The sequence below is a fragment of the Nocardia implantans genome (assembly GCF_035544775.1).
In the GTDB taxonomy this organism is placed as follows: Bacteria; Actinomycetota; Actinomycetes; order Mycobacteriales; family Mycobacteriaceae; genus Nocardia; species Nocardia implantans.
Genome location: NZ_JAYKYQ010000016.1, coordinates 87,934 through 110,883, shown reverse-complemented (window position 1 = coordinate 110,883; position 22,950 = coordinate 87,934). Strand labels below are relative to the sequence as shown.

Here is a 22,950-nt window from a genome sequence, read left to right as displayed (position 1 = left end):
TCCTGAACACCGGCACAGGGACGATCGGGGATTTTCGAACGTGCCCTAGTTGTGGCTCGAGACCGGGATCGGCGGCTGTGTGCCGACGATGTTGCTGGCTCGGCGCGAGCGGAGCCAAGAGACGAGGACGGCGGTCACCACCGCGAGATAGATCGCGGGCGGAACACCGCAGACGACCGCCCGGAACCACTGCGGCATTCGTTCCACCGCGGCGTTCATGGCCGGGATGTAACTCGGTGCGCCGGTGAGGTCGAGTCGTTCGATTTCGGTGAAAACGACGGTGGTGAACCACATCGAGGCGGCGGCGGCACTCGTCACCGTGGCCGCCGCGAGAACTGTCCGGATACGGGAACGCTCGCGAATCGCATAGTGCGACAGCAGAATCAGCAGCGGCACGAACCATACCCAGTGATGCCCCCAAGCCAACGGCGGGATCGCGCAGCCGATCAGTCCGGTCACGACCAACCCGAGCAGTTCCTGGCGCAGTCGGTGGGCCGCCCACGCGGCAGCGAAACCGAGTGCCGCCGCGATCGATACGCACAGCAGCCATGTCCCGGTCGGCACCGTGGCCGGTGCCCAGATGTTGGCCAAGACCCCGTTGATCGATTGGTTGCCCGGATGCGTCACCGGCCCGATCCGATCGGTATCGCGCACCGCGTGCAACCAATACTCACGGGTGTCCGACGGCGCCACCAGCCAAGCGAGCAGCATGGTGGCAGCCGTGGTCGTCAGCGCCGTGGCCGCCGCCCGCCACTGTCGCGTGACGATCAGATAGGGGACGAACACGATCGCGGTCAGTTTCACGCCGGTCGCCACTCCCACCGACCACCCACGGAAACGCGCTGACCTGCGACGCGTCAAATCCCACACGATGATCGCCATGAGCACCAGATTCACCTGGCCCTGCCACAACGTCCCCCGCACGGCCTCGATGTCCACCGCGACCGCCGCCAAGCCCAGGCAGAACACCGCCAGGCGCGCGTCGCCGCGGTAGCCGAGCACCCGCCAGCACCGCCAGACGGTGGCCAACAAGGCGAAACAGGTGATCGCGAACCCCGCGATCCGCGCCGTGTCGAACGAGAGCAGCGCCAGCGGAACGAAACACATCGCCGCGAAGGGCGGATAGGTGAACCAGCCACCCGGAGGCACCGGAGCCGCGTACAGCGGGTCCCGATGCAGCAGTTGCCAAGCGCCGCTGCGGTAGATCTCCAGATCGCCTTGGTTGACCAGCAATCCGAATTGCGGAGCTGCCCACAACGGGACCAACACCGCTTGGACGATCAGCGCGCACACGCCGCCCGCGAGCGCGAGCACCGCCCAGCGAGCCGGCACCGCGATTTCATCCACATCGTCACTGCGCAAGCCGCACCCCCGGATCGTCGGCCGGAACGAAACGTTCGCGACAAACGCTAGCAAGCACGCCGACAGCTTCGCAGCAGCATGCGCTTGGAGTCATCGGGGTCGCGTATTTGGAAGAGGCGCTTGCCGTCTCGCGTCAGCAATGGGCAAGCGGTGAGGGACGTAACGGTTGACCGATCGTTTTTTCTCGGTGTCCGAGCCGGGTTAGGCGTAGGGCCACATCGTGTGGGGGAATCGCAACAGTCGGCGCAGGTAGGTCTACTTGTTCGAGTCCCCGCAGCGATCCGGCGCAGCTTCTGGCTCGCGGTTCGCGCCGCCCCGCCAGCTGCGGTATCCGCGGTGGGCGGCGAAGGCTCCGATGATCGCGGTGGCGCACCAGACCGCGATGGCGGTGTAGGCCAGCGGGGCCGACAGATCGCCGATGGACGCGCCGAGCGCGGTGTAGACGAAGGCGCGCGGGGCCGATCCGATGAACGCTCCGACGGCCATCTGCCACAGCGGGACTCCGAACGCGCCGAACACATACGACGCAAGCGCATCCGAGATGCCGGGCACGAAGCGCTGGCCGACGACCGCCCACAGGCCGCGCCGCTCGATCTGTGCATCGATGCGTTCGGCGCGCTCCGCCCCGAGCAATCCGCGCGCGCTTTCGCGGCCCGCCCGCCGCCCGAGGAAGCTGGTGATGATCGCCGTGCCCACCGCCGAGCCAAGGGTCACGAAGGTCCCGACCAGCGGACCGAACAGCAGACCGCTTCCCGCGGCCAGCATCGGGCCGGGCACGAAGATCGCGCCGAGCACCGCCGACGCCACCAGATAGGCGAACGGGGCCGCGGGTCCGGCCGCGGCGATCGCGTCGCGCACGCGTTCGACGTCGATCACTCCGGCGACGGCGACCAGATAGAACATTCCGAACAGGAACACGACGAACAGCGCCAGCCGCGCGATGTGCCGCCGTCGTCCGGTGCGGAGGGAGCCGTCGTTGTCCGTCATGCTGCCCGCAATCCTGCCTCGAGCTGGCCGGACGTTCGCGTCGAGGGCGCAGTGTGCCCGCCGCCGGAGTACGGGGGCACGATCACGAAGCGGGGCTCTACGGTTTGAGCTATCGGCGGTGGCCGACCGGGGTGTGAATCCCGAATCTCCGCGCTTCTGTGGAAACCCGGTCGCGAACCGGCGGGGTCTGTACCCGGTTTCCTGCGCCTTGTCAGGTGCGCACCGTTCAGTTTACTGGTGATCGAAGGAGTCGCCGTCGATTCAGGGTTCCAGATACAGGCGTTCGTTCGGTAGGCGGCGTAGGCCGCTGGTGTCGGTGATCGCTACGGTCACCGCATCGGTGTAGCGGCGGGTCTGGTGTTCCTGGACGAACAGCAGGGCGGCGGTGAGGCAGGCGACGAAGTCGAAGCGCATGCCGTGCAGAGAGATCGACAGGCGGACATCGGGTTCGTCGGGGCGCGGGGATGTCACGGGCGCTCCGATTCGCGGTCGCGGAAGTAGCGGAAATCCTCTCGGCTCACGATCACGGCGGCGACGAGGGTGGAGCAGGTGTGATAGTCGCAGTCACAGTGGAGGTCGAGGGCTCGTATCGCGTTCTTGCGGCCGGACACCGGCCAGTGCGGGTTGTCGTGGGCGAACCGGGACCGCACTGGAAGCGTTCGATCGGTGCGGAAGGGGACGATGACACGGTCATCGCGCACTGGACACCGCCCTGAGCCCGCGACGGCGGTCCGGCATCTGATCAGCCCATGCGCGAATGGCTTCCAGCACGACGCGCCCCGATGGCCGGTACGGTCCGCGCGGCGGCACTATCCACTGGCGGATCGCGCCGGACGAGGCAGTGGGCGAGGGCAGCGCGATCGTCGCTCCGCACCGGGACACGCTCACGTCCAGCCGGAACAGTTCAGCGAACAGCCGGTCGTCCTCGGGCAGGTCCGCGACGACGAGGAACGTCCAGCGCCCCGAACGCGGATGTGCCACAACGGGTCCGAGCGAAGCGCCACGGCTCTGCATATGAGCCTTCACGGCTTGCCCCAGGCGGGTGGGCATCGTCACCCCGGACACGTACCCGGCTCGCAGGACGATCCGCCCCAACTCGGGCGGGCCGATCACGGCGGGTAGATCGCACTCGCGCCGGTAGTACTGACACCTGGATCGCGGTGTGTCCCCGAACGATTGCATCGCCATCGGCGCTCCCCTCGGATCTGTTGCTGGTCATGCGCCCAGACTTGGAGAGGTCTCCTCGGTGGGGAGAAATCGCTCTCGCCAAGACGCGGGGTAAGCAGACGAGAAGTGCTTGGTCCTGGGAGAAGTAATGTGGGAACCCAAGAAAGACAGCCCATTTCCCAGCAGGTTGCCCATGAGAGGTGTCACCATTTCCCCGACAGGGAACTCGGACGACCTCGGGAGGGAAGGCTTGTCAGAGGACGAGACCGGCAGCACGCTGCCGCGTCGCCAACTCGGCCGCCATCTGCGCGACGCGCGAGAGGCGCTCGGCATGACTTTGATCGAATCCGCGAAGCTCATGGAGTGGGGCAAGAGCACGCTGCAACGTCTGGAGAAGGGACAGACGGAGAAGGTCAGGTCGCACGACATCCGGCTGCTATGCGAGCAGTACCAGCTAGGCGAGGAGCGGACTGCGGACCTGCTGTCGCTGGCTGAACAGATACCGGTGAAATCGTGGTGGCACGACTATGGATCGTTGATCACACCGGCGTTCGATGTGTACATGGGACTGGAGTCTTCGGCGGCTCAGCTCACCCAATTCCAACCATCTGTCGTACCTGGCCTGCTGGAAACCGCGGACTATGCTCGTGCTCTCGACATCTTGTACTTCCCCAATGACTCGCAAGAGGAGATCGACCGCCGCGTCGAGCTTCGTCTACGTCGGCAGGGGCTGGTTGCTCGGAGGCGTCGTCCGGCGACGTTCAGTGCGGTACTGCACGAGGCCGTGCTGCGAACGGTGATCGGCTCACCGAAGGTGATGTCTGCCCAGTCGCGCCACCTTGCGGATCTCAGCACTCTTCCGAATGTCGACATTCGGGTGTTGCCATTCCGAGCCGGGTTGCCGGTCGGAACATCCACCGGCCCGTTCCTGATCTTGGACTTCGATACGGACAAGAAGGGTCAGCCGGAGGAGCCCAGTGTCGTCTACGTCGAAAGCTTCACAGGAGGGCTCTTCCTGGAGCGGGTCAGTGATATAGACCGGTACCGTGACGCATATTGGGTGATCCACCGAGCCGCGCTCGATGTTCAACCCAGCCGAGATCTGTTGCGTCAGTTGGCGAAGGAGTACGAACGTGGACATTGACCTATCCGGAGAAAAGTGGTTCAAAAGCAGCCACAGCAGCGGCGGCCAAGATTGTGTGGAGGTCGCCCATCTGGCAGGCGGGATGGTCGCTGTCCGGGACTCCAAGAATCCGACCCGCTCAGCACTGGTCTTCGCGCCTGGCGAGTGGGACGCCTTCACCGCTGGTGTCGTGGGTGGCGAGTTCGACCGCTCGTAGCTGGAGGCGGGGAAAGCCAGCCGCTCTCGCGCACACACTATCCGGTTCATTCACCAGCAGGGAGTACGAAGGTGCACGTCAACCTGTCGAAGGCGCATTGGTTCAAGAGCAGCTACAGCAGCGGCGGCCAGGAATGCGTGGAGGTCGCGCACTTGGCAGGCGGGATGGTCGGTGTCCGAGACTCGAAGAACCCGACTGGCCCGGCGTTAATCTTCGTGTCCGGCGACTGGGATGCCTTCACCAGCGGTCTCGTGTGCGGCGAGTTCGACCGCTCGTAGACCGATGCATGGTGCGCGGTAGTCGCTCTCGCCAGCTTCTTACACCAATAGGGGAGTACAAACGTGCACGTCAACCTGTCGAATGCGAATTGGTTCAAGAGCAGCCGCAGCGGTGGGGGAAAGGAATGCGTCGAGGTCGCCCATCTGGCAGGCGGCATGGTCGGCGTCCGCGACTCCAAGAACCCCACCGGCCCGGCGTTGGTCTTCACCCCCGCCGCGTGGGACGCCTTCACCGCGACCCTCTAAGCCTTCAAGATCAACGGCACATGGCTGTGGCGTTTGCCGAGAAGAGCTCTCCACCATGTGCCGTTGATCTTGATGTTCAGGGTGGGTCGCGGGGGAGGAGGGTGCCGAGTGGGCCCAGGTCGATGTTGAGGTCTTCGGGGGTGAGGCCGAAGTGGTCGCGTAGTTCTTCCATGCGTTGTTCCAGGAGCATGAGGGTGGTGCCGATGCGTTCGATCTGGGCGTCGGTGAGGTCGCCGGCGTCGACGCGGCGGATCGCTTGACGCTCCATGAGTTGGCGGAGCAGTTCGACCAGGGTGAGGACGAGGCTGACCAAACCGCGCTCTACGGATTCGGGCTCGGTGTCGATACGCGGTGGGATGCCGCCGAATTCAGTCATCGCCGGGGGGCTCCAGCGCGGGATGCGTCGCGGGTCCGAGTGATCCGGACAGGGTGCTGATGGAGGAGATGAGTGCGCGCAGCGAGATCTGGACCAGGTCCACGTCCGCGATGGCGAGCTTGATGTCCCCGGTGATCACCACGCCGCCGGCCAGCACCCGATCCAGCAGATCGACCAGCGCGACGCGGCGCTCTTCATCGACCGTCATGCCGGTTCTCGTTCCACACCGGCGAACGAATACGGCGGCCACGGACCGGTGAGTTCGAGGCGGATGCCGGGGAACTCGTCACCGAGCGCCTTGACCGCGGTGGCGAAATCGTCGGTGCGATCGTCGTCCACCAGGTAGGTCCCGTTGAGCACCAACCAATCCCGGCGGCCGCTCAGCGCCGGGTCGGTCAGCGCTTGGCGTCGTCCCGCCGCGGCGTGCCGGAGCAGGCGGTTGTGGATCTGCTCCGCGCGCTGCGCCGCGTCGCGTTCCACGGATTCCTGCGCCGACAGTTGCGCCCGCCGCCGCGCCAGATACGCCGCTCCCGCGCCCTTGCCTTCGCTCGCGGTGCGGGCCTCGGCCACGGCGGCGGTCAGGGCGGCGCGATCGCCGTAGGCCTTCACGCCCCACTCGGTGCGGCCGCTGACCAGCTCCAGCGCGGCGGCGAAGTCGGCTCGCCGTTCGGTCAGCAAATCGCGGACCCGATCGTCACCGAGGAACACGGTCGCCAGCCGGAGCGGAACGACCGGACCCCGGCGCACCATGGCCGAGACGACGGCGTCGTGCGCGCGGGCCGTCGCTTCCAGCCAATCCAAATCCTCCAGCCGCGCCTTCAGCGGTTGCTCGCCGTACACCTCGAGCGGCACCGAGCCGACGATCGCCGTCAGCCCGTCCACGACCACCGCGCGCACCGGCTCGCCCGCGACGCCGGTCAGCCCGCCCAACTCCTCCTCGCCGCGGCCGGGCGTCACCGCGTACAGCCAGACCCCGAGATCCGTCACGAGCGTTCTTCCCTCGGCTGGCGGCGACGCTCGATGGGTTGCGGCTGCCGCTTCGCGCTCTCCAATTCGGCGATCCGGTCGCGGAGCTTCTGATTCTCGAGTTCGAGATCGCGATCCTGCCGTTCCAGCGTGCGGGCCTTGCTGTTGAGCCAGGGATCGGTCTCCCACCAGTCGATGCCCACCGCCTTGGCGGTCTCCAAGGACGCGATCACCAACCGCAGTTTGATCGTGAGCAGTTCGATGTCGAGCAGGTTCACCTGTATGTCGCCCGCGATCACCAAGCCCTTGTCGAGCACCCGCTCGAGGATGTCGGCGAGATTCGTCGACGAATGCCCTCCGAGCGGCTGCGGTGCGGACGATCCGCCGGGCGCCACCGTCATGACCGGGCCCCGCCGATGTCGGTACTGCCGCGCCCGTAGCGCCTGGTTCTGCGGTAGGCCAGCATGTTCCCGTCGAGATCGATCTCCACTTCGTAGAGCGCGAGGATGTCCGCCGACGACGGGATACGGCGGTCCTCCAGCACCTCGATCTCCACTACCCAGCCGTCCTCCGTCGGTTCCATCGAGGTGACGCCCTCGACCTGTTTCGATGTCAGGTCCACGAGGTGTCCGACCGCCACCGCGGCGGCTTGCGCCGGAGTGGCGGGAGGCGGCTCGTCCGAGCCCGAATGGACGTCCTCGGAAGTGGTCTTGCGTGCCACACGGATCACTCCTTCCGGCCGGTGGCGGTCACGCCTGCCGACCGGTCATGCGGTCCAGCACCGCCTGCTGCGCTTGTCTGCGTTCCTCTTCCGACAATCGACCGGCGGCCGCGGCCGCATCGATCTCCTCGAGTTCGCGGCGCATGAGGGCGGGATCGTGCATCTTCTGGTCCACCTGGTCCTGGATCAACTCGCCCAGCCAGATCACCCCGCGGACCGGCGCCAACGGCAACGACAGAATCGATGTGACCACGCCGAACATGTCCTCACCCCTCCGGTCCGCGCTTCGCCACGAAGTCGTAGGCCGCCATCGGGCCGAGCAGATTCAGCTCGACCCGGCCGTCCCACTCCTCGCCGAGCTCGCGCAGCGTCTCCTCCAGCTCTTGCTGCCGTTCCAGTTCGACCAGCAGCGCGATGTGCACGGCCTCCTCCTCGTGGGTGGGGTCGCGGTAGTTGACCAACGGCTCGAACCGCTCGAGCGCGTCGACCACCTTGCGGGTGTCCGCGGCGCGCTTGGACTCGATGGCCTGGTTGATCATCTCGCCGAGCGCGATGCGTTCGTTGCGGGTGGCGTCCTCCGGTTTGTCGCGGATCGCGTCGCGTAGCCGGGCGGCTTCGGCGTTCTCCTCGAGCAGTTCCCGGAGGATGGTGTTCTCGACGTAACGGCCTCTGACCACGAACTGCGCGCGGCCCTCCAACTGCTCCAGAGCGGAGCGGAACTCGGCTTCGTTCGCCCCGAGCAATTCGTTCTCCACCGCCTCGGTGTCGGTCATCACCGCGCCGAAGCGCAGCGGCAGCACCGGAGCGACGGCAGCCGAGCCGTCCAGCAGCTCGGCGTGCGCGGTGAGGTCGTCGGGCGTGCCGAGCGGTCGATCGGATTCGAGCCTGCTGATCAACGCGGCGATCTCGCCGTGCCGCACCACTCCCACCTCGCCGGGTGGATCGCCGACGCCGCTGGCATGCGGCTCGGGCTCCACGTCGGCGGGCACGATGCCGTAGACGTATACGGCGGCTTGACCGGTGGTCATCAGCCCTCCCTACGTTTGGGCCTGTTCGCCGTCTGGCGCTTGTCCTGCACGTCGCCGAGGAAGTCCATGACCTTCTCGCCCGCTGCCTCGAGCGCACCCTGTGTCTTGTGCTTCGCCAAGCCCTGGGTGCCCTCGCCGACGAGGTCGGTGAGTCCCTTCGGCTGGGTGGAGATCTCGAGCCGGTTGACGGCTTCGGCGAAACGCAGATAGGTGTCCACGCTGGCCACCACGACGCGGGCGTCGATGGTCAGCAGTTCGATGCCGACCAGCGAAACGCGCGCGAACGCGTCGATGACCAGGCCTTTGTCCAGAATGGTGTCGATCACGTCGGCCAGGCTGGAGGAGTTCGGGCGCGCCATCGTGCCCGCTCCGCCACCGCCTCCGCCGCCTGCGGGTTCGATTGTCATGCGTGTGCTCCTCGCTTCTCACGCGACCGGCGGGTCACCGTGCTGCGGCGGGCGGCGGGTCGACGACGAGGACGCCGATCTTCGGCTTGCCGGTCCTCGTCTCGCTCGTCCGTCTCTTGCTCGTCGGTCTCGTCTTGCTCTTCCTCGTCCGGTTCCCGACCCGTTTCGTCCTGCTCGCTGTTCTCCTGTTCCTCGCGTCGTGCGGTCTCGTCGTCCTTGACGACCTTGCTTTCGTGGATTTCGCCGTGCCAGCCGACGATGTCGTCGCGGTGCAACACGGACTCGGTCATCACGTGCCGCTGGAAGTGCTTCAGTTCCAGGCGGCAGCGGCGGCCGGCCGCGCGCCAGATATTGGCGGTCTTCTCGAAGACTCCCTGGGGGTGGTACTCCAGCACCACGAGGATGCGGGTGTACTCCGGTGCGATCTCGTGGAAGGTGACCGCGCCGTCGATGTAGCCCTTGTGCCCCTTGGAACGCCAGATGATCCGCTCGAACGGCACCTGCTCGAGAATCGTGGATTCCCAGGTGCGCCGGGACCAGAACACCTTGCCGGTCCAGCTGAGCTTCTCGTCGGCGACCTGCTCCACCTGCTCGAGCTTCTTGGTGAACTTCGGGAAATCCGCGAACTGGGTCCACTGGTCGTAGGCCAAGTCGACCGGAACGCCGACATCGATGTGCTCGACGATGTTGGTCAGCTTGATCTTCTTGCCGCCGCCCTTGCCCTTGCCGCCGGTCAGCGATTCCTTCACGTTCTCGAACTGATCGCGCAGCGTGTGGCCGAGCTTGCTCTTGCCCATGCTCATGGCCGCTTGTAACGGCGAGCCGCCTTCACTGAGCTTCTGCACACCCGTCAGCGCCGTCAGCAAGTTCCCCCCGCCGCTGCCCTCGGCGTATTCGTTCAACCTCCCCGCCGTCTTCGACACCTGGTTGCTGAGGCCCGAGACCGCGCGCTCGGCCAGTGTCCCGGCGAGGTTCTGCACCGACTGCTGCAACAGACCGGTCGGCGTGGGCGGTGGCGCCTTCTTCTTGGCGGAGGACCCGGCTTTCCCGGCGGAGGTTCCCGCCTTCTTCGCGGATGCTCCCGCTCCGGAAGCGGCTTTGCTCGCCCGGCTCGCCGTGTCGGCGGCTACCTTGCCGACTCCGGCCGTCGCGTCGCGCAAAATCTTCGCCATTTCCGGTCACCTCCTGGTGCGACGCACGGGGGCTTGACCGGCCTCTGCGCGAGTTCGGCGGCCACGGGTACCGGACGGTTTGCGGTCCGCGGAGTCGGGCGAACGGTCCGCGGCCCGCGAACTCGCTCCGCGCTTCGCGGTGGTGCTCGACCGGCGGGCATGCCCCCGCGCGGCGGGTCGCTCGGTGTCGTCTTCTTCGGCGTCCTGGTCGGAGGCTTCCGCCCCGGGCGCTCGGTCTTCGTCCTCGTCTTCGGGGGCTTGGTCTTCGTCCTCGTACTCGGCTTCGAGCACGTCTTCGGGGGCTTGGTCCTCGTATTCGTCGTCGGGAGCCCGATCCTCGTCCTCGGAAGCCTCGTCCTCGTACTCGGCTTCGAGCTCTTCGTTCTCGTCCTCGGACGCCGGCTCCTCGTACTCGTCCGACTCCTGGTCGTACTCGCCCTCGTCGGAATCCGTCGCCCGCGAGCCGCCCCGATCCTGGTCCGCCAGGAGCGTCGCCCCCTGCTGCAACCGGTTGCTGAGCGCGTCGATGCGATTGCTCGCCGCGGTGACCGCTGCCGCGCGCGCCGCGCCGAGCAGTTCGTCACGCACGGTGTCGGTGATCCGGGTCAACTCCGGCGTCGATTTGAGCAACTCGGTCCCGCGCCCGATCAGATCCCCCGGCCCTCCCGCGGAGCGCCGGGCCATCGCGGCGCCCGCCAGCGACAACGCGAAGCGCATCTTGCGGGTGCGGCCCAGCAGGTAACCGATGCCGACCCCTAGCGCAATTCTTCCTCCGCCTTTCATCACTCACTCCTTGCTCGCCTCGACTGCCACCGCACCGGCGAAGCCGGGGCGTCGAGACTTGACGTCCCCAGAAGTGGGGTAGACCACATTGCGGCGGCCAAACTTCAGCGTATGCCTGGTTACCGATGAGGTCGATGTCTTTGCCTGCGAAAACTGGTGATCAGATGGGTCTGTCGAGGCTGGTCAGCGACCACTTGGCAGAGAGCAGTGGACACTGCCGGAAAAATAATTCGGGAATCTTCGCGAACTATGTCGAAGGCGAGCGGGCGGCTCCGACCGGTAGGTGACAGCAAGTCACACCACAGCACAGGAGCACATCATGTCCGTCAACACGTTCCTCTGGTTCGACAACGCCGCCGAGGAAGCCGCCGCCATGTACGCCGCGGTGATCCCGAACTCGCGGGTGGTCGAGGTCTCCCGCGATTCCGACGGTTCGGCGTTCATCGTCTCGCTGGACCTGGACGGTCAGGCGGTCACGCTGATGAACGGCGGACCGGATCACCCGCACACCGATGCCGCGTCGCTGCAAGTGGTCGTGGACACCCAGGACGAGGTCGACCGACTGTGGGACGCGCTCACCGCGGACGGCGGCGAGCCCGGCCCGTGCGGCTGGCTGAAGGACCGCTACGGCCTGTCCTGGCAGGTGGTGCCCTCGGCGCTGCCGAAGCTGATGGGCGGTGACGATCCGGCCAAGACCATCGCGGTCGGCACCGCCTTGCGGTCGATGTCCAAGCTCGATGTCGCGGCGCTCCAGAACGCCTACGACAACGCCTGATCACGCGCCGCGAACGCCGAAGACCCCGCCGGGACGCCGTTGTCCGGGCGGGGTCTCGCGGCGTCGTCAGCGCCAGTGTTCGGGCGTCACGGGGGCGTCCCACGCACGGGCGTAGCGGCGCTTGTCCGGAGCGTTGTATTCCTTGCTGCGGTAGACCACATACGGCCGCACCAGGTAGCCGACCGGTGCGCTGAACATGTGCACCAGCCGGGTGTAGGGCCACAGCCCGATCAGGGCGAGCACCACCAGCCCGTGCAGCTGGAAGGTCCACGGGGTGTCCACCATCAGCTCCGGTCGCGGGCTGAGCGTGAACAGACTGCGAAACCACGGCGACACCGTCTCGCGGTAGTTGTAGGTGCCCCACAGCAGATTGCTGCCCCAGGTGTTGAGCAGACCGGTGATCAGCGCCGCGGCCAGCAGCGCGTACATCAGCTTGTCGTTGCCCGTGGTCGCCTTGCGGACGGCGGGAACGGTGAAGCGACGGTAGAGCAGGATGCCGACGCCGGCCAGCACGGCCAGACCGGCCACCGAGCCGGCCCCGACGGCGATCACGTGGTAGACGTGCTCGGAAATGCCGATCGCCGAGGTCCACGATTCCGGGATCAGCACGCCGAGCACGTGCCCGCCGAACACCCCGACCATGCCGAAGTGGAACAGCGGGCTGCCCAGCCGCAGCAGGCGGCTCTCGTAGATCTGCGAGGAGCGGGTGGTCCAGCCGAACTGGTCGTTGCGGTAGCGCCACAGGTGCCCGAGCAGGAACGAGGTGAACGCGACGTACGGCAGGATCAGCCACAGCGAGACGGGCAGATGCGGCGTTGCGTTCATCGTCGGCCTTCCGATCCGTCGAACAGGGAGGGGTCCATCGCGAAAGGTTCCAGCCCGACTTCCTCTTCGGGCGGGCCCTGGGCGGCGAGTTCGGCGATGCGCCTGCGGTCGGCGGTGGTCGGCGGCGGCAACGTCGCCCCGATCGCCGCCAGCACGCCCGCGTAGGGAGAGTTGTTGTCCGACAAGGAGAGTCGCAGCAGTTCCAGCACCGGAACGTGCTCGCCGAGCAGCCGTTCGCCGCCGATCGGGTCGACGGTCGCGGCGAACTCCAGCAGCACCGGCAGGTGATCGGGCAGCTCTTCGTCCCCGAGTTCCACACCGGCGTGCCGGTAGGCGTGCTTGAACCGCAGCAGCGCCATGCCGCGCTTGCGGGTGTCGCCGTAGGCGTAGAAGGTCAGGTGCAGGCTGGCGCGGCGGCGCATGTCGAAGGTGGCGACGTAGGCGGCCGCGAGTTCCAGCGGCGGGGTGGTCCGCAGGTAGTCGAGGCATTCGTCCAGGTGCGCGCGCACCTCGTCGGGCAAACCTGTCGCGGCGCTGGTCAACTGGCCGATCATGGCCAGCGTCTGCTCGCTCGGGTAGTCCAGCAGCAATGCGGCCATGCGCCACACCAGCTGGCGGTCGCGCTGGGCGAGTTCGACCACCGCTTCCGGGCGGCGGCGCAACTTCAGCAGGCTCATCGCCCCGCTCCGCTCGGCGCGGAGGCCGGGTCACCCGCGACGCTGCCCGCACCGTGCCCGTCGCCTGCGACCCCGTTGCCCGCGCCGTTCGCGTGTCCGTTACCCGCGTGCCCGTTGCTCGTGCCGTCGGCGTGCCCGTTGCCGTTCGCGGCGCCATTGCTCGGCACCAGGCCATCGGTGCTCTTGCCGTCCCAGTTCAACAGGTTGATCCGGCCCGACTTCTGCTCCGGCGCGGCGCCGTTGGTGTCGGTGAGGTGGAACTTCTCCACCATCTGGTCGAACGCCGTCATGCCGGGACCGCCGTCGGTGTCCAGGCTGCACCCGGTGGCCAGCGAGTCCAGTTCGTGCGCGCGAGCTCCCGCACCCGTCGGAATGACGTAGCGATGCTCGTACTTGGCGATGGCCAGCAGCCGGTACATCGCCTCGATCTCTTCCGGCTCCAGCCGCACCGACGGCGCGATGGAAGGGTCCGGTTCCTCGCCGAGATTCACCGACCGCATGAAGGAGCGCATGGCCGCGAGGCGTTGCAACGACGCTCGCACCGGCCCCACGTCGCCCGCGGTGAACAACTCGGCCAGGTACTCCACCGGAATGCGCAGCGCGTCGATGGCGCCGAACAGATTCGACACGTTCTCGCCGTCGTGCCCGGTCTCGCTGAGCACGTCCACCACCGGCGACAGCGGCGGCACGTACCAGACCATCGGCATGGTGCGGTACTCCGGATGCAGCGGCAGCGCGATCTGGTAGTCCACGATCAGCTTGTAGACCGGCGAATCCTGCGCCGCCTGAATCCATTCCGGCGAGATGCCGGCCCGTTCCGCCTCCGCGATCACGCGGGGGTCATGGGGATTGAGGAACACCCCCAACTGCGACGGGTAGAGATCCTTGTCGTCGGTGACCGAGGCGGCCTCGAGCACGGCGTCGGCGTCGTAGAGCATGACGCCGATGTAGCGCAGCCGCCCGACGCAGGTCTCCGAGCACACCGTCGGAATGCCGACCTCCACGCGCGGGTAGCAGAAGGTGCACTTCTCCGCTTTGCCCGTCTTGTGGTTGAAGTAGATCTTCTTGTACGGGCAGCCCGACACGCACTGCCGCCAGCCGCGGCACTTGTCCTGATCCACCAGCACGATGCCGTCCTCGGCGCGCTTGTAGATCGCGCCGGACGGGCAGGAGGCCGCGCAGGAGGGATTCAGGCAGTGCTCGCAGATGCGCGGCAGGTAGAACATGAAGGTCTCTTCGAACTCCAGTTTCACCTGCTCCGACAGCTTCGCCAGCAGCGGGTCCCTGCCGACCTGCTCGGGGCCGGAGCCGAGGTCGTCGTCCCAGTTCGCGCCCCAGGTGACCTTCGTGTCCTCGCCGGTGATCAGCGATTTGGGCCGCGCGACCGGCGTGGTGTCCACCGGCGGGGAGGACAGCAGGTTGTCGTAGTCGTAGCTCCACGGCTCGTAGTAGTCCTCTACCGTGGGCAAATCCGGGTTGGCGAAGATGTTCAGCAGCCGCTTCAGCCGGGACCCGGACTTCAGGGTCAGCTTGCCGCGCTTGTTCAGCGTCCAGCCGCCCTTCCACTTCTCCTGGTCCTGGTACTGCCGCGGATACCCCTGCCCGGGGCGGGTTTCCACGTTGTTGAACCAGACGTACTCGGTGCCGCCGCGATTGGTCCACGCCTGCTTGCAGGTGACCGAGCAGGTGTGGCAGCCGATGCACTTGTCCAGGTTCATCACCATGGCCAGCTGTGCCATGACGCGCATGTCAGTACCGCTTTCTCGCGTCGGTGGATGGTGCCGTGCCGCCATCGCCCATGTCAGTACTCCACTTCCTGCGAGCGCCTGCGAATCGTGGTCACCTCGTCGCGTTGGTTTCCGGTGGGGCCGTGGTAGTTCAGCGCGAAGGACTGCTGGGCGTAGCCGCCGATGAGATGCGAGGGCTTGATCATGATGCGGGTGAGCGCGTTGTGGATGCCGCCGCGCTTGCCCTGGCCCTTGGTGTCCTCGCCGAGGCCCTCGATGCGCGGCACGTCCACCGCGCGGTCCTGGGCGTGGTACATGAACACGGTGCCCTCGGGCATCCGGTGGCTGACGATGGCGCGGGCGACCACGATGCCGTTGCGGTTGATCGCCTCGATCCAGTCGTTGTCGGCCACGCCGATCTTCGCCGCGTCACGATCGGACATCCAGATCGTCTGCCCGCCGCGCGAGAGCGTCAGCATGTGCAGGTTGTCCTGGTAGGCCGAGTGGATCGACCACTTCGAGTGCGGCGTCAGGTAGCGCACCGTGACGCCCTGCTCGCCGACCGCGCCGATCGACGGCTCGCGGAACAGCGCAGTCATGTCCAGCGGCGGCCGGAAGATCGGCAGCTGCTCGCCGAGTTCGATCATCCAGTCGTGATCGAGGTAGAAGTGCTGCCGCCCGGTGAGCGTGTGCCACGGCTTGAGCCGCTCGGTGTTGATGGTGAACGGCGAGTACCTGCGTCCGCCGGTCTCGCTGCCCGACCACTCCGGCGAGGTGATCACCGGCACCGGACGCGCCTGGGTGTCGGCGAAGGTGATCCGTTTGCCCTCGTGCTCGGCGGCCAGATCGGCCAGTTTCGTTCCGGTGCGGCGTTCCAGCGCGTGGAAGCCCTCCACCGCGAGGCGGCCGTTCGTGGTGCCCGACAGCGCGAGGATCGCCTCGGCCGCGTGCGTGTCCTTGGCCAGCGAAGGGCGGCCCTGCGCGACGCCGGACACCACCGTGCCGTTCACCCCGGCGAGGTACTCGACCTCCTGGTCGGGGTAGGTGGTGACGCCCTTGGTGGTGACGCCGAGCGTGTCGACCAGCGGCCCGAGCGCGGCCATCTTCTCCGCGATCTTCGGGTAGTCGCGTTCGACCACCACCAGCTTCGGCATGGTCTTGCCCGGAATCGGCTCGCATTCACCGGCTTTCCAGTCCAGCACGCGCCCGCCCGCCTGCGCCGTCGCGTCCGGCGAGTCGTGCTGCAACGGCACGGCGACGATGTCCTTGCGCTTGCCCAAGTGCTTCTCGGCCATCCAGGAGAAGCCGCGCGCGATGCGGTGGAAGGCGTCGAAGTCGGTCTTGGCCTCCCAGGGCGGCGAGATGGCCGGGGAGAAGGCGTGCACGAACGGGTGCATGTCGGTGGAGGACAGGTCGTGCTTCTCGTACCAGGTGGCGGCGGGCAGCACGATGTCGGAGAACAGCGTGGTGCTGGTCATCCGGAAGTCCAGCGACAGCAGCAGATCCAGCTTGCCGGTGGCGGCGGTGTCGCGCCAGTTCAGCTCCTGCGGCCGCACGCCGGCGGCCTCGGCGGCCTGCAGGTTGGAGTCGGCGCCCAGCAGGTGGCGCTGGAAGTACTCGTTGCCCTTGCCGGAGGAGCCCAGCAGGTTCGCCCGCCACACGGTCAGGCAGCGGGGGAAGTTCTCCGGCGCGTCCGGGTCCTCGCAGGCGAACCTCAGCTCGCCGGACTTCAGCCCGTCCACCACGTGCTCCGGCGCGGTCTTGCCCGCGGCCTCGGCCTCGTCCACCAGGTCGAGCGGGTTGCGGTCGAAGGTGGGGTAGCTCGGCATCCAGCCCAGCCTGCTGGCCAGCGCGATGTTGTCGGCGGCCGTGCGTCCGGCGAACTTGCCGGTGCCCAGCGGCGAGGCGAACGACTCGGCGGTGAACGGGTCGTAGCGCCACTGGTCGTTGGTCAGGTACCAGAATACGGTGCCCTGCATCTGCCGCGGCGGGCGCTGCCAGTCCAGGCCGAAGGCCAAGGTGGACCAGCCGGTGACGGGGCGGCATTTCTCCTGTCCGACGTAATGCGCCCAGCCGCCGCCGTTCACGCCCTGACAGCCGGTCAGCAACGTGAGCGTGAAGAACGCGCGGTAGATCTGGTCGGAGTGGAACCAGTGGTTGGTGCCCGCGCCCATCAGGATCATCGAGCGGCCGCCGGACCGATCGGCGTTGTCGGCGAATTCCCGTGCGATGCGCTGCGCCTGCACGGCGGGCACGCCGGTGATGGCCTCCTGCCAGGCCGGGGTGTAGGGCTCGGCCGCGTCGTCGTAGCCGCTGGGCCAGGTGCCGGGCAGCCCGTCACGGCCGACGCCGTACTGGGCCAGCAGCAGATCGAAGACGGTGGTGACGCGCCTGCCCGCGACGGTCGCGGTCGGCACGCCGCGCACGAGCACACCGGGAACGTCGCTGTCGAAGCGGGGAATCTGTACAGCCGCAGCGTCGTCGGTGCGGCCGTACAGACTCAGGAGGGGATCGACGTCCCCGAGATCGAGGTTCCAGCGCCCGGCTGTCGCTTCGCCGAACCGATGTCCGAGCGACCCGTTCGGCACCACCGGCTGCGCCTGCGCGTCCAGCAGCACCGTCTGGAACTCGACGCCCTCGCCGGTGCGGCCGAGGTCGGCGGCGGTAAGGAACTTGCCCGGCACGAACGCTCCGTCGCGCTCGTCCAGCGTGATGAGGTACGGCAGATCGGTGTAGCGCTTGATGTAGTCGAGGAACCGCGGCGTCGACTTCTCGACGAAGAATTCCTTCAGCACCACGTGGCCCATCGCCATGGCCAGCGCGGCGTCGGTGCCGGGACGCGCGGGCACCCACTCGTCGGCGAACTTGGTGTTGTCGGCGTAGTCGGGGGAGACCACGACGACCTTCTGGCCCCGGTAGCGGGCCTCGGTCATGTAGTGCGCGTCCGGCGTTCGGGTGACCGGCACGTTCGAGCCCCACATGATCAGGTAGCCCGCGTCGAACCAGTCCGCGGACTCCGGCACGTCGGTCTGGTCGCCGAACACCTGCGGCGAGGCCACCGGCAGGTCGGCGTACCAGTCGTAGAACGACAGCATGGAGCCGCCGAGCAGCGAGATGAAGCGGGCGCCGACGGCGTGGCTGACCATCGACATGGCCGGGATCGGCGAGAACCCGGCCACCCGGTCGGGGCCGTACTGCTTGATCGTGTAAACGTGTGCGGCGGCGGCGATCTCGGCCGCTTCCCACCATTCGGCGCGGACGAAGCCGCCCTTGCCGCGCGCGGCCTTGTAGCTGCGCGCCTTCTCGGCGTCTTCGACGATCTCGCCCCAGGCCAGCACCGGATCCTTGAGCCGGGACTTGGCCTCGCGGTACAGCTCCAGCAGCGTGCCGCGCACGTACGGGTAACGCACCCGGGCGGGCGAGTAGGTGTACCAGGAGAACGACGCGCCGCGCGGGCAGCCGCGCGGCTCGTACTCCGGCTTGTCCGAGCCCACCGAGGGGTAGTCGGTCTGCTGCGATTCCCAGGTGATCACGCCGTCTTTGACGTAGATCTTCCACGAACAGGATCCGGTGCAGTTCACGCCGTGCGTGGAGCGCACCACCTTGTCGTGCGACCAGCGATCCCGGTAGAACTCGTCGGCGCTGCGCCCGCCGACCTTGTGCAGCGTCCGCTGATCGGACGACACCTCGCCCCGGTGGAAATATTTCCCCAGCCGCAGGAGCGCGTCCCCGGCGTCGGTGGCCGGGCCGGAGGGTGTACGACCCTGGGCACGCGAATTAACCACGAGGTCCCCTTCGAGCTGTGCGATCGGGTGGATGTTCCGACTGTAAAGAGGCGCGCACAACTGACCAAACATCTTTCTCACAGCCCATTCGCACACGTGGTGAGTTGTGAGATCGGCGCAACGTCACGGTCACGGTGACGGGCGGCTGCCGGGCGTCGTCCGTGGGGTCGACCTGGGGGAACCCGCTCTGAACTGGAGAGGACCGGATCCGAGGAGTCCGCTCGCACCCGCGCCGGTGATGCTTTGGAAACGGCGGGTTCTCCAGTGATTTACATTTGTTAACACATCCGATGAGCCGTCGGCGGCGCTGCGTTTATCCGATCCGACGGGTTTCTGCGTCGACTTCCCGGCAATATATTGTAAGCGCAATCACAATTCGCCGGGAATTCGCCATGGCCGATGAATTCCCGTGACCGGGTGGGGCTCCCGGGCCCCGCCGCCGTCGAATCCCTGCTCTCCACGGACGGCGGCTTCCTCAACGGGGGCCGCCGTGCCCGCCGACGGTGGACGCTCGGGTCACACGATTCGGCTACCCGTCGACCGGTTGTTCGGGCGGCGTACCCGGCTCGAACGATTGCGGCACCGGCCATCAAGGTGCCCGCCGCCGGTTCAGGCGGGGGTGACGGGATCGATGGCGGCGAACGTATCGACCCAATGGTGGGGCGGCCGTGGGGGATTGGGCTCGCCGGGGCGGGCGAGACCGACGACGCGCCATCCGGCGGTGACGGCGGCGTCGAGTTCGCTCGGGTGGTCGGACAGGAACAAGATGCGTTCGGCGGGGGCGCCGATGGCTCCCGCGATCTTGTCGTAGGACGACGACTCGCGCTTGCCGCCCGCTGTCGACAGATCGAAGTAACCGCTGATCAGGCCGGACAGGCTGCCGCCGCGCGCGAAGGCGAACCAATCCTGCTGATTGCGAATCGATCCCGAGGAGTAGACGTACAAGGCGAGACCAGCGGCGTGCCACGCGGCCAGAGCCGGTGGCACGTCCGGGAAGAACTCGCCGTGCAGCGCGCCGCTGCGGAAGCCTTCCGCGCAGATCAGGCCCTGCGCGGTCTTCAGAGGCTCGGCCTTGACGTCGGTGTCGAGCCACCCGCGCAGGATCGCGGCGACCTCGGCCGGGTCCGCGTCCGGCCGCCCGGTCAGCTCCCTGGTCGCGGCCAGCACGGGCGCGGCGTCCCCGGAGCTGTTCTCGGCCAGCCACTCCGGGAGCCGCGCGCGGGTGTAGCCGTAGAGGTCCTCGCGAACGGCGGAGGTCGGGCTGGTGGTGCCCTCGATATCGATGACGACGGCGTCGGTCACGGCGCGGTCAGCAGCTGGTCGAGGGTGGGGAAGCCCGCGCTGATCTTGTCGCCGGTGAAGTCGCCGACCCAGCCGTCCTCCTCCTCGAAGAAGCGGATGGCGATGAAGTCCGGGCGCTCGCCCATGTCGAACCAGTGCAGCGTCCCCGCGGGAACCGAGAGCAGGTCGCCGCCCTCGCAGACCACCGCGAGTACTTCCTCGCCCAGATGCAGGTAGAAGCAGCCGCGCCCGGCGGCGAAGAAGCGCACCTCGTCCTCGGCGTGCCGGTGCTCGTCGAGGAACTTGCCGCGCGCGCCCTCGGCGATCTCCGGCCACCGCGGGTCGGCGTCGTCGGGGTGGATGCGCGCGATGTCGATGTGCTTGTAGCGTCCGGACTCGTTCAGTTCGGCGACGTTCTTCTCGTAGTGCGCGAGCAACTGCTCCGACGGCACCGAGGCGGCGTTCTCCATCACCGGCCAGCGGCCGAACGTGATGCCGTGCTTGGCCAGTTCGGCGCCGATCACCTCGTCGTCGCTGGTGCGTACGCGCACGTCGGCCGCGTCGCCGGCGGCCATCACCTGCAGCAGGGTCATGTCAGTCCAATCTCGAGAAAGTCGTCGCGCGGTCCGAACGCCGCCGGACTGCCGGTGCGGGACACCAGCTCACACAATGCTTCCAGGCATTCGGCGCGATTGCGCGCCTGAGCGAGATCGTCGCCCCACGCGGTGATGCCGTGCCCGGCGATGACCAGGACCGGAAGGGCGTCGGGATGGTCGAGCAGGTAGCGCTCGATGTCGGCCCCGATGCGCGGCACCTCGGGCCAGTTCGGGAAGACCGGGATGTCCGCGACGGCCGGGTCGCCACCGCCGAGTCCTTTGATCAGCTCGTAGTCGGTGATCCGCAGCGTGGCGAACGTGCCCGGCGCCGCCGAGCGGGTAGCCAATGCCGTGGCGAACGGCGGATGGATGTGCACCACCGCTTGCGCGGGCCGAGCCCGGTAGACGGCGGTGTGGATCGTGGTCTCCGCCGACGGTTTGCGCCCGGAGCAGGACACCGGCGCTGCATCCGCGACCCGCACGGTCACCATGTCGCGTTCGGTGAGTTCGCCTTTGGACAGCCCGCTGCCGGTGACGACGGCGGTCACGCCCGTGCGCACCGAGATGTTGCCCGCCGTGCCGGGCATCCAGCCGCGTCGATAGAGCTCGCGGGCGATGTCCGCGATCGCCGTGCCGTGCGAGGGATCGGTTCGGAGTTCGCGGGATGGATCCGCGATCGACGCTTCGTGGGAGCGATCATTGCGGTGTACGACGCCGTGCTCGGTGACCACCGCGGTCACCAATTCGGCGGGCGTCACGTCGAAGGCCGGGTTGAACACCTCGGTGTGCGCGGGAGCCGTTGCCACACCGCCGAATCCGGTCACCTCGGCCGCCGCGCGTTCCTCCACGACGATCTCCCGGCCGGTGGCCGTCTTCGGATCGCGGGTGGACTCCGGAGCCACCACGATGAACGGGATGCCGTGGTGGCGGGCGGCGAGCGCGAGACCGTAGGTGCCGATCTTGTTGGCGACGTCGCCGTTGGCGGTGACCCGGTCCGCGCCGACCAGCACGCAGTCGACCTGGCCGGTCGCCATCGCCCACGCGGCGGCGGAATCGATGGTCAGCCGGTGCGGGATGCCCGCCTCGGCCAGTTCCCAGGTGGTCAGCCGCGCGCCTTGGAGCAGCGGGCGGGTCTCGTCCACCAGTACCTGCTCGATCGCGCCGCGCCCGGACAGCACCCGCAGCGTGCCGATGGCGGTGCCGAACGCGCTGGTCGCCAGGCGCCCGGTGTTGCAGTGGGTGAGTATGCGCAGCGGCCGGTCCGGACACAGGCGCTGTACCAGGTCGGCGGCGTTGGTGGCGGCGGCCCGGTTGACCCGGCCGTCCTCGGCCAGCATGTCGAGGGTCTCGGCGAGGACCGCGTCCGCGCCCCGGCCCACCTTCGCCCTGACCCGCCGAACCGCCCAGGCCAGGTTGACGGCCGTCGGCCGCGCCGCCGCGATCCGGTCCGCCTCGGCCTGCACGGCCGCCTCGTCCACCACGCCGTCGAGGGTGTGCGCGGCGGTGGCGAGGACGACGCCGAACGCGCCCGCGATGCCGATGGCGGGCGCGCCGCGAACGGCCAGCGTCTTGATCGCGTCGATGACCTCGTCGACGGTGCTCAACCGCAGTTCACGCACGTCGTGCGGCAGTCCGCGCTGGTCGATGGTGACGAGCGCGCCGTCGTCCCAGACCAGTGAGCTGTCGTCCATCAGGCGCATCCTTCGCGTCGAACCGGGTCGTGCCTGGTCAACGGTATCGGACCGGGGACGGCGAGCCGAAATCGCGTCAGGCCGTCCCGGCGCGCAGCTTGGCGGCGCGTTCGCGCGGGTCGTAGTCGGGGCCCACGCCCTCGATGAGCAGCAGGTCGCCGTCGATGTGATCGGCGCGCAGCCGCAGGATGTCCTGGTAGGCGGGCGAGTGGTACCACTCCCGCGCCTCGGCCATCCCGGGGAACTCGATCAGCACCATGCTGCCCGGCCAGCTGCCCTCCACCACCTCGGCCGGGGGCCCGTGGATGACGAAGCGGCCGCCGAACGGGTCCAGCGTGGCCTGGATGCGCTCCAGGTATTCCAGGATGTCGGGATGCGGCCTGCGACTGCGGAGATGGGCGAAGCCATAGGCGGACATGGTGTGGCGTTCCTTCGTTCGATGACACCGGGGATGACGTCGAACCGACGGTAGGTTCGCCTGGCGCGGGGTGACAATTACCTCTCGGGTAAAACGCACGGCCCCCGGAACGACCGCAGCCGCCGGTCCCGGGAGGAGGTGGGGGCCGGCGGCGCGGGTGGCGCAGATCAGCTAGCGGCGGCGCTCCTGCTCGCCGCGCCGGTCGGGCATCTCGGACCGGTTGCCCCGACGGCCTTCCATGTCAGCGCCCTCACGCATGTCCTGCTCCTGGCGCTGTTGCTGCTGCTGCCTCGGCATCTGCTTCGGCATTTTCTTAGGCGTTTTCTTCGACTTTTCAGCCAT

General features: G+C 67.8%; 28 protein-coding genes. 5 read left to right on the top strand and 23 right to left on the bottom strand.

The window, feature by feature from the left end; translation table 11 throughout:
- Window positions 1-45 precede the first annotated feature (45 nt).
- The 4 genes from U3653_RS29705 to U3653_RS29690 all read right to left on the bottom strand — a co-directional run bounded on the left by U3653_RS29705 (window position 46) and on the right by U3653_RS29690 (window position 3,537).
- Window positions 46-1,362: a glycosyltransferase 87 family protein gene (locus U3653_RS29705; protein ID WP_195081968.1), complete on the bottom strand. Its 1,317-nt coding sequence runs from the start codon at window positions 1,360-1,362 to the stop codon at window positions 46-48.
- A 255-nt stretch (window positions 1,363-1,617) separates the two neighbouring features.
- Window positions 1,618-2,349 carry a TVP38/TMEM64 family protein gene (locus U3653_RS29700; protein ID WP_195081967.1) on the bottom strand — a complete coding sequence of 244 codons (732 nt, stop codon included), beginning with the start codon at window positions 2,347-2,349 and terminating at the stop codon, window positions 1,618-1,620.
- A 261-nt stretch (window positions 2,350-2,610) separates the two neighbouring features.
- Complete coding sequence (locus U3653_RS29695) at window positions 2,611-2,820, bottom strand: hypothetical protein (RefSeq protein ID WP_195081966.1); 210 nt, start codon at window positions 2,818-2,820, stop codon at window positions 2,611-2,613.
- Window positions 2,821-3,039: 219 nt separating this feature from the next.
- Window positions 3,040-3,537 carry a DNA-directed RNA polymerase subunit beta gene (locus U3653_RS29690; RefSeq protein WP_195081964.1) on the bottom strand — a complete coding sequence of 166 codons (498 nt, stop codon included), beginning with the start codon at window positions 3,535-3,537 and terminating at the stop codon, window positions 3,040-3,042.
- Between the two features lie 229 nt (window positions 3,538-3,766).
- On the opposite strand from U3653_RS29690, the gene U3653_RS29685 reads away from it, so the two are divergent.
- From U3653_RS29685 to U3653_RS29670, 4 genes are all read left to right on the top strand, one after another.
- Window positions 3,767-4,660: a helix-turn-helix domain-containing protein gene (locus tag U3653_RS29685; RefSeq protein WP_323124390.1), complete on the top strand. Its 894-nt coding sequence runs from the start codon at window positions 3,767-3,769 to the stop codon at window positions 4,658-4,660.
- The gene (locus U3653_RS29680; RefSeq protein WP_195081962.1) at window positions 4,650-4,856 is read left to right on the top strand and encodes a DUF397 domain-containing protein; all 207 of its coding nucleotides are present in this window, start codon (window positions 4,650-4,652) and stop codon (window positions 4,854-4,856) included. Before U3653_RS29685 ends, U3653_RS29680 begins: the two co-directional genes overlap by 11 nt.
- Window positions 4,857-4,927: 71 nt before the next feature.
- On the top strand, window positions 4,928-5,134 hold the full coding sequence (locus U3653_RS29675) for a DUF397 domain-containing protein (protein WP_195081961.1): 207 nt from the start codon (window positions 4,928-4,930) through the stop codon (window positions 5,132-5,134).
- A gap of 63 nt (window positions 5,135-5,197) precedes the next feature.
- Entirely contained in the window at window positions 5,198-5,380 is a 183-nt protein-coding gene (locus U3653_RS29670) for a DUF397 domain-containing protein (protein WP_195081960.1), read from the top strand.
- Between the two features lie 76 nt (window positions 5,381-5,456).
- Here the strand turns inward: U3653_RS29670 and U3653_RS29665 are convergent, their stop codons facing one another.
- The 10 genes from U3653_RS29665 to U3653_RS29620 are packed head-to-tail and all read right to left on the bottom strand — an operon-like array spanning window position 5,457 to window position 10,833.
- Window positions 5,457-5,756, bottom strand: a complete 300-nt coding sequence (locus tag U3653_RS29665) for a gas vesicle protein K (protein WP_195081959.1) — start codon at window positions 5,754-5,756, stop codon at window positions 5,457-5,459.
- Window positions 5,749-5,964, bottom strand: coding sequence for a gas vesicle protein (locus U3653_RS29660; protein ID WP_195081958.1), 216 nt, complete (start codon window positions 5,962-5,964; stop codon window positions 5,749-5,751). The genes U3653_RS29665 and U3653_RS29660 overlap by 8 nt, the downstream gene beginning before the upstream one ends.
- On the bottom strand, window positions 5,961-6,743 hold the full coding sequence (locus U3653_RS29655) for a GvpL/GvpF family gas vesicle protein (RefSeq protein WP_195081957.1): 783 nt from the start codon (window positions 6,741-6,743) through the stop codon (window positions 5,961-5,963). The genes U3653_RS29660 and U3653_RS29655 overlap by 4 nt, the downstream gene beginning before the upstream one ends.
- Entirely contained in the window at window positions 6,740-7,123 is a 384-nt protein-coding gene (locus tag U3653_RS29650) for a gas vesicle protein (protein ID WP_195081956.1), read from the bottom strand. Before U3653_RS29650 ends, U3653_RS29655 begins: the two co-directional genes overlap by 4 nt.
- Window positions 7,120-7,443: a gas vesicle protein GvpO gene (gene gvpO / locus U3653_RS29645; RefSeq protein ID WP_195081955.1), complete on the bottom strand. Its 324-nt coding sequence runs from the start codon at window positions 7,441-7,443 to the stop codon at window positions 7,120-7,122. Before gvpO ends, U3653_RS29650 begins: the two co-directional genes overlap by 4 nt.
- Before the next feature lie 28 nt (window positions 7,444-7,471).
- On the bottom strand, window positions 7,472-7,705 hold the full coding sequence (locus U3653_RS29640; RefSeq protein WP_195081954.1) for a gas vesicle protein GvpG: 234 nt from the start codon (window positions 7,703-7,705) through the stop codon (window positions 7,472-7,474).
- A 4-nt stretch (window positions 7,706-7,709) separates the two neighbouring features.
- Window positions 7,710-8,471 carry a GvpL/GvpF family gas vesicle protein gene (locus U3653_RS29635; RefSeq protein WP_195081953.1) on the bottom strand — a complete coding sequence of 254 codons (762 nt, stop codon included), beginning with the start codon at window positions 8,469-8,471 and terminating at the stop codon, window positions 7,710-7,712.
- On the bottom strand, window positions 8,471-8,878 hold the full coding sequence (gvpJ, locus tag U3653_RS29630; protein WP_195046704.1) for a gas vesicle protein GvpJ: 408 nt from the start codon (window positions 8,876-8,878) through the stop codon (window positions 8,471-8,473). The genes U3653_RS29635 and gvpJ overlap by 1 nt, the downstream gene beginning before the upstream one ends.
- A complete protein-coding gene (locus U3653_RS29625) occupies window positions 8,875-10,050 on the bottom strand; it encodes an SRPBCC family protein (protein WP_195081952.1) in 1,176 nt (391 codons plus the stop codon). The genes gvpJ and U3653_RS29625 overlap by 4 nt, the downstream gene beginning before the upstream one ends.
- 6 nt (window positions 10,051-10,056) lie before the next feature.
- Complete coding sequence (locus U3653_RS29620; RefSeq protein WP_195081951.1) at window positions 10,057-10,833, bottom strand: hypothetical protein; 777 nt, start codon at window positions 10,831-10,833, stop codon at window positions 10,057-10,059.
- A 319-nt stretch (window positions 10,834-11,152) separates the two neighbouring features.
- On the opposite strand from U3653_RS29620, the gene U3653_RS29615 reads away from it, so the two are divergent.
- Window positions 11,153-11,608 (top strand): VOC family protein, encoded by a 456-nt coding sequence (locus U3653_RS29615; protein ID WP_195081950.1) that lies wholly within the window; start codon window positions 11,153-11,155, stop codon window positions 11,606-11,608.
- 66 nt (window positions 11,609-11,674) lie between these two features.
- Here the strand turns inward: U3653_RS29615 and narI are convergent, their stop codons facing one another.
- The 9 genes from narI to U3653_RS29570 form a co-directional block, all read right to left on the bottom strand.
- Window positions 11,675-12,433 (bottom strand): respiratory nitrate reductase subunit gamma, encoded by a 759-nt coding sequence (narI, locus tag U3653_RS29610; RefSeq protein ID WP_195081949.1) that lies wholly within the window; start codon window positions 12,431-12,433, stop codon window positions 11,675-11,677.
- Window positions 12,430-13,110, bottom strand: a complete 681-nt coding sequence (gene narJ / locus U3653_RS29605; protein ID WP_195081948.1) for a nitrate reductase molybdenum cofactor assembly chaperone — start codon at window positions 13,108-13,110, stop codon at window positions 12,430-12,432. The genes narI and narJ overlap by 4 nt, the downstream gene beginning before the upstream one ends.
- Complete coding sequence (gene narH / locus U3653_RS29600; RefSeq protein WP_323124405.1) at window positions 13,107-14,849, bottom strand: nitrate reductase subunit beta; 1,743 nt, start codon at window positions 14,847-14,849, stop codon at window positions 13,107-13,109. Before narH ends, narJ begins: the two co-directional genes overlap by 4 nt.
- A gap of 62 nt (window positions 14,850-14,911) precedes the next feature.
- Window positions 14,912-18,622 carry a nitrate reductase subunit alpha gene (locus U3653_RS29595; protein WP_195081946.1) on the bottom strand — a complete coding sequence of 1,237 codons (3,711 nt, stop codon included), beginning with the start codon at window positions 18,620-18,622 and terminating at the stop codon, window positions 14,912-14,914.
- Between the two features lie 609 nt (window positions 18,623-19,231).
- On the bottom strand, window positions 19,232-19,924 hold the full coding sequence (gene mtnC, locus U3653_RS29590) for an acireductone synthase (RefSeq protein ID WP_195081945.1): 693 nt from the start codon (window positions 19,922-19,924) through the stop codon (window positions 19,232-19,234).
- The gene (locus U3653_RS29585) at window positions 19,921-20,496 is read right to left on the bottom strand and encodes a 1,2-dihydroxy-3-keto-5-methylthiopentene dioxygenase (protein ID WP_195081944.1); all 576 of its coding nucleotides are present in this window, start codon (window positions 20,494-20,496) and stop codon (window positions 19,921-19,923) included. The genes mtnC and U3653_RS29585 overlap by 4 nt, the downstream gene beginning before the upstream one ends.
- Window positions 20,493-22,190 (bottom strand): S-methyl-5-thioribose-1-phosphate isomerase, encoded by a 1,698-nt coding sequence (mtnA, locus tag U3653_RS29580; RefSeq protein WP_195081943.1) that lies wholly within the window; start codon window positions 22,188-22,190, stop codon window positions 20,493-20,495. Before mtnA ends, U3653_RS29585 begins: the two co-directional genes overlap by 4 nt.
- A 76-nt stretch (window positions 22,191-22,266) precedes the next feature.
- On the bottom strand, window positions 22,267-22,608 hold the full coding sequence (locus U3653_RS29575; protein WP_195081942.1) for a DUF1330 domain-containing protein: 342 nt from the start codon (window positions 22,606-22,608) through the stop codon (window positions 22,267-22,269).
- Window positions 22,609-22,779: 171 nt separating this feature from the next.
- Complete coding sequence (locus U3653_RS29570; RefSeq protein WP_195081941.1) at window positions 22,780-22,950, bottom strand: hypothetical protein; 171 nt, start codon at window positions 22,948-22,950, stop codon at window positions 22,780-22,782.

Excerpts from the sequence above, each read along its gene's own strand:
- U3653_RS29660 (WP_195081958.1), bottom strand. The coding sequence starts at position 5,964 with ATGACGGTCGATGAAGAGCGCCGCGTCGCGCTGGTCGATCTGCTGGAT.
- mtnA (WP_195081943.1), bottom strand. The coding sequence starts at position 22,190 with ATGGACGACAGCTCACTGGTCTGGGACGACGGCGCGCTCGTCACCATC.
- U3653_RS29570 (WP_195081941.1), bottom strand. The coding sequence starts at position 22,950 with ATGGCTGAAAAGTCGAAGAAAACGCCTAAGAAAATGCCGAAGCAGATG.
- U3653_RS29615 (WP_195081950.1), top strand. The coding sequence starts at position 11,153 with ATGTCCGTCAACACGTTCCTCTGGTTCGACAACGCCGCCGAGGAAGCC.
- U3653_RS29625 (WP_195081952.1), bottom strand. The coding sequence starts at position 10,050 with ATGGCGAAGATTTTGCGCGACGCGACGGCCGGAGTCGGCAAGGTAGCC.
- U3653_RS29635 (WP_195081953.1), bottom strand. The coding sequence starts at position 8,471 with ATGACCACCGGTCAAGCCGCCGTATACGTCTACGGCATCGTGCCCGCC.
- narI (WP_195081949.1), bottom strand. The coding sequence starts at position 12,433 with ATGAACGCAACGCCGCATCTGCCCGTCTCGCTGTGGCTGATCCTGCCG.
- U3653_RS29620 (WP_195081951.1), bottom strand. The coding sequence starts at position 10,833 with ATGAAAGGCGGAGGAAGAATTGCGCTAGGGGTCGGCATCGGTTACCTG.
- U3653_RS29700 (WP_195081967.1), bottom strand. The coding sequence starts at position 2,349 with ATGACGGACAACGACGGCTCCCTCCGCACCGGACGACGGCGGCACATC.
- gvpJ (WP_195046704.1), bottom strand. The coding sequence starts at position 8,878 with ATGACAATCGAACCCGCAGGCGGCGGAGGCGGTGGCGGAGCGGGCACG.
- U3653_RS29575 (WP_195081942.1), bottom strand. The coding sequence starts at position 22,608 with ATGTCCGCCTATGGCTTCGCCCATCTCCGCAGTCGCAGGCCGCATCCC.
- U3653_RS29665 (WP_195081959.1), bottom strand. The coding sequence starts at position 5,756 with ATGACTGAATTCGGCGGCATCCCACCGCGTATCGACACCGAGCCCGAA.
- U3653_RS29585 (WP_195081944.1), bottom strand. The coding sequence starts at position 20,496 with ATGACCCTGCTGCAGGTGATGGCCGCCGGCGACGCGGCCGACGTGCGC.
- U3653_RS29690 (WP_195081964.1), bottom strand. The coding sequence starts at position 3,537 with ATGGCGATGCAATCGTTCGGGGACACACCGCGATCCAGGTGTCAGTAC.
- U3653_RS29650 (WP_195081956.1), bottom strand. The coding sequence starts at position 7,123 with ATGACGGTGGCGCCCGGCGGATCGTCCGCACCGCAGCCGCTCGGAGGG.
- narJ (WP_195081948.1), bottom strand. The coding sequence starts at position 13,110 with ATGAGCCTGCTGAAGTTGCGCCGCCGCCCGGAAGCGGTGGTCGAACTC.
- narH (WP_323124405.1), bottom strand. The coding sequence starts at position 14,849 with ATGGCACAGCTGGCCATGGTGATGAACCTGGACAAGTGCATCGGCTGC.
- U3653_RS29640 (WP_195081954.1), bottom strand. The coding sequence starts at position 7,705 with ATGTTCGGCGTGGTCACATCGATTCTGTCGTTGCCGTTGGCGCCGGTC.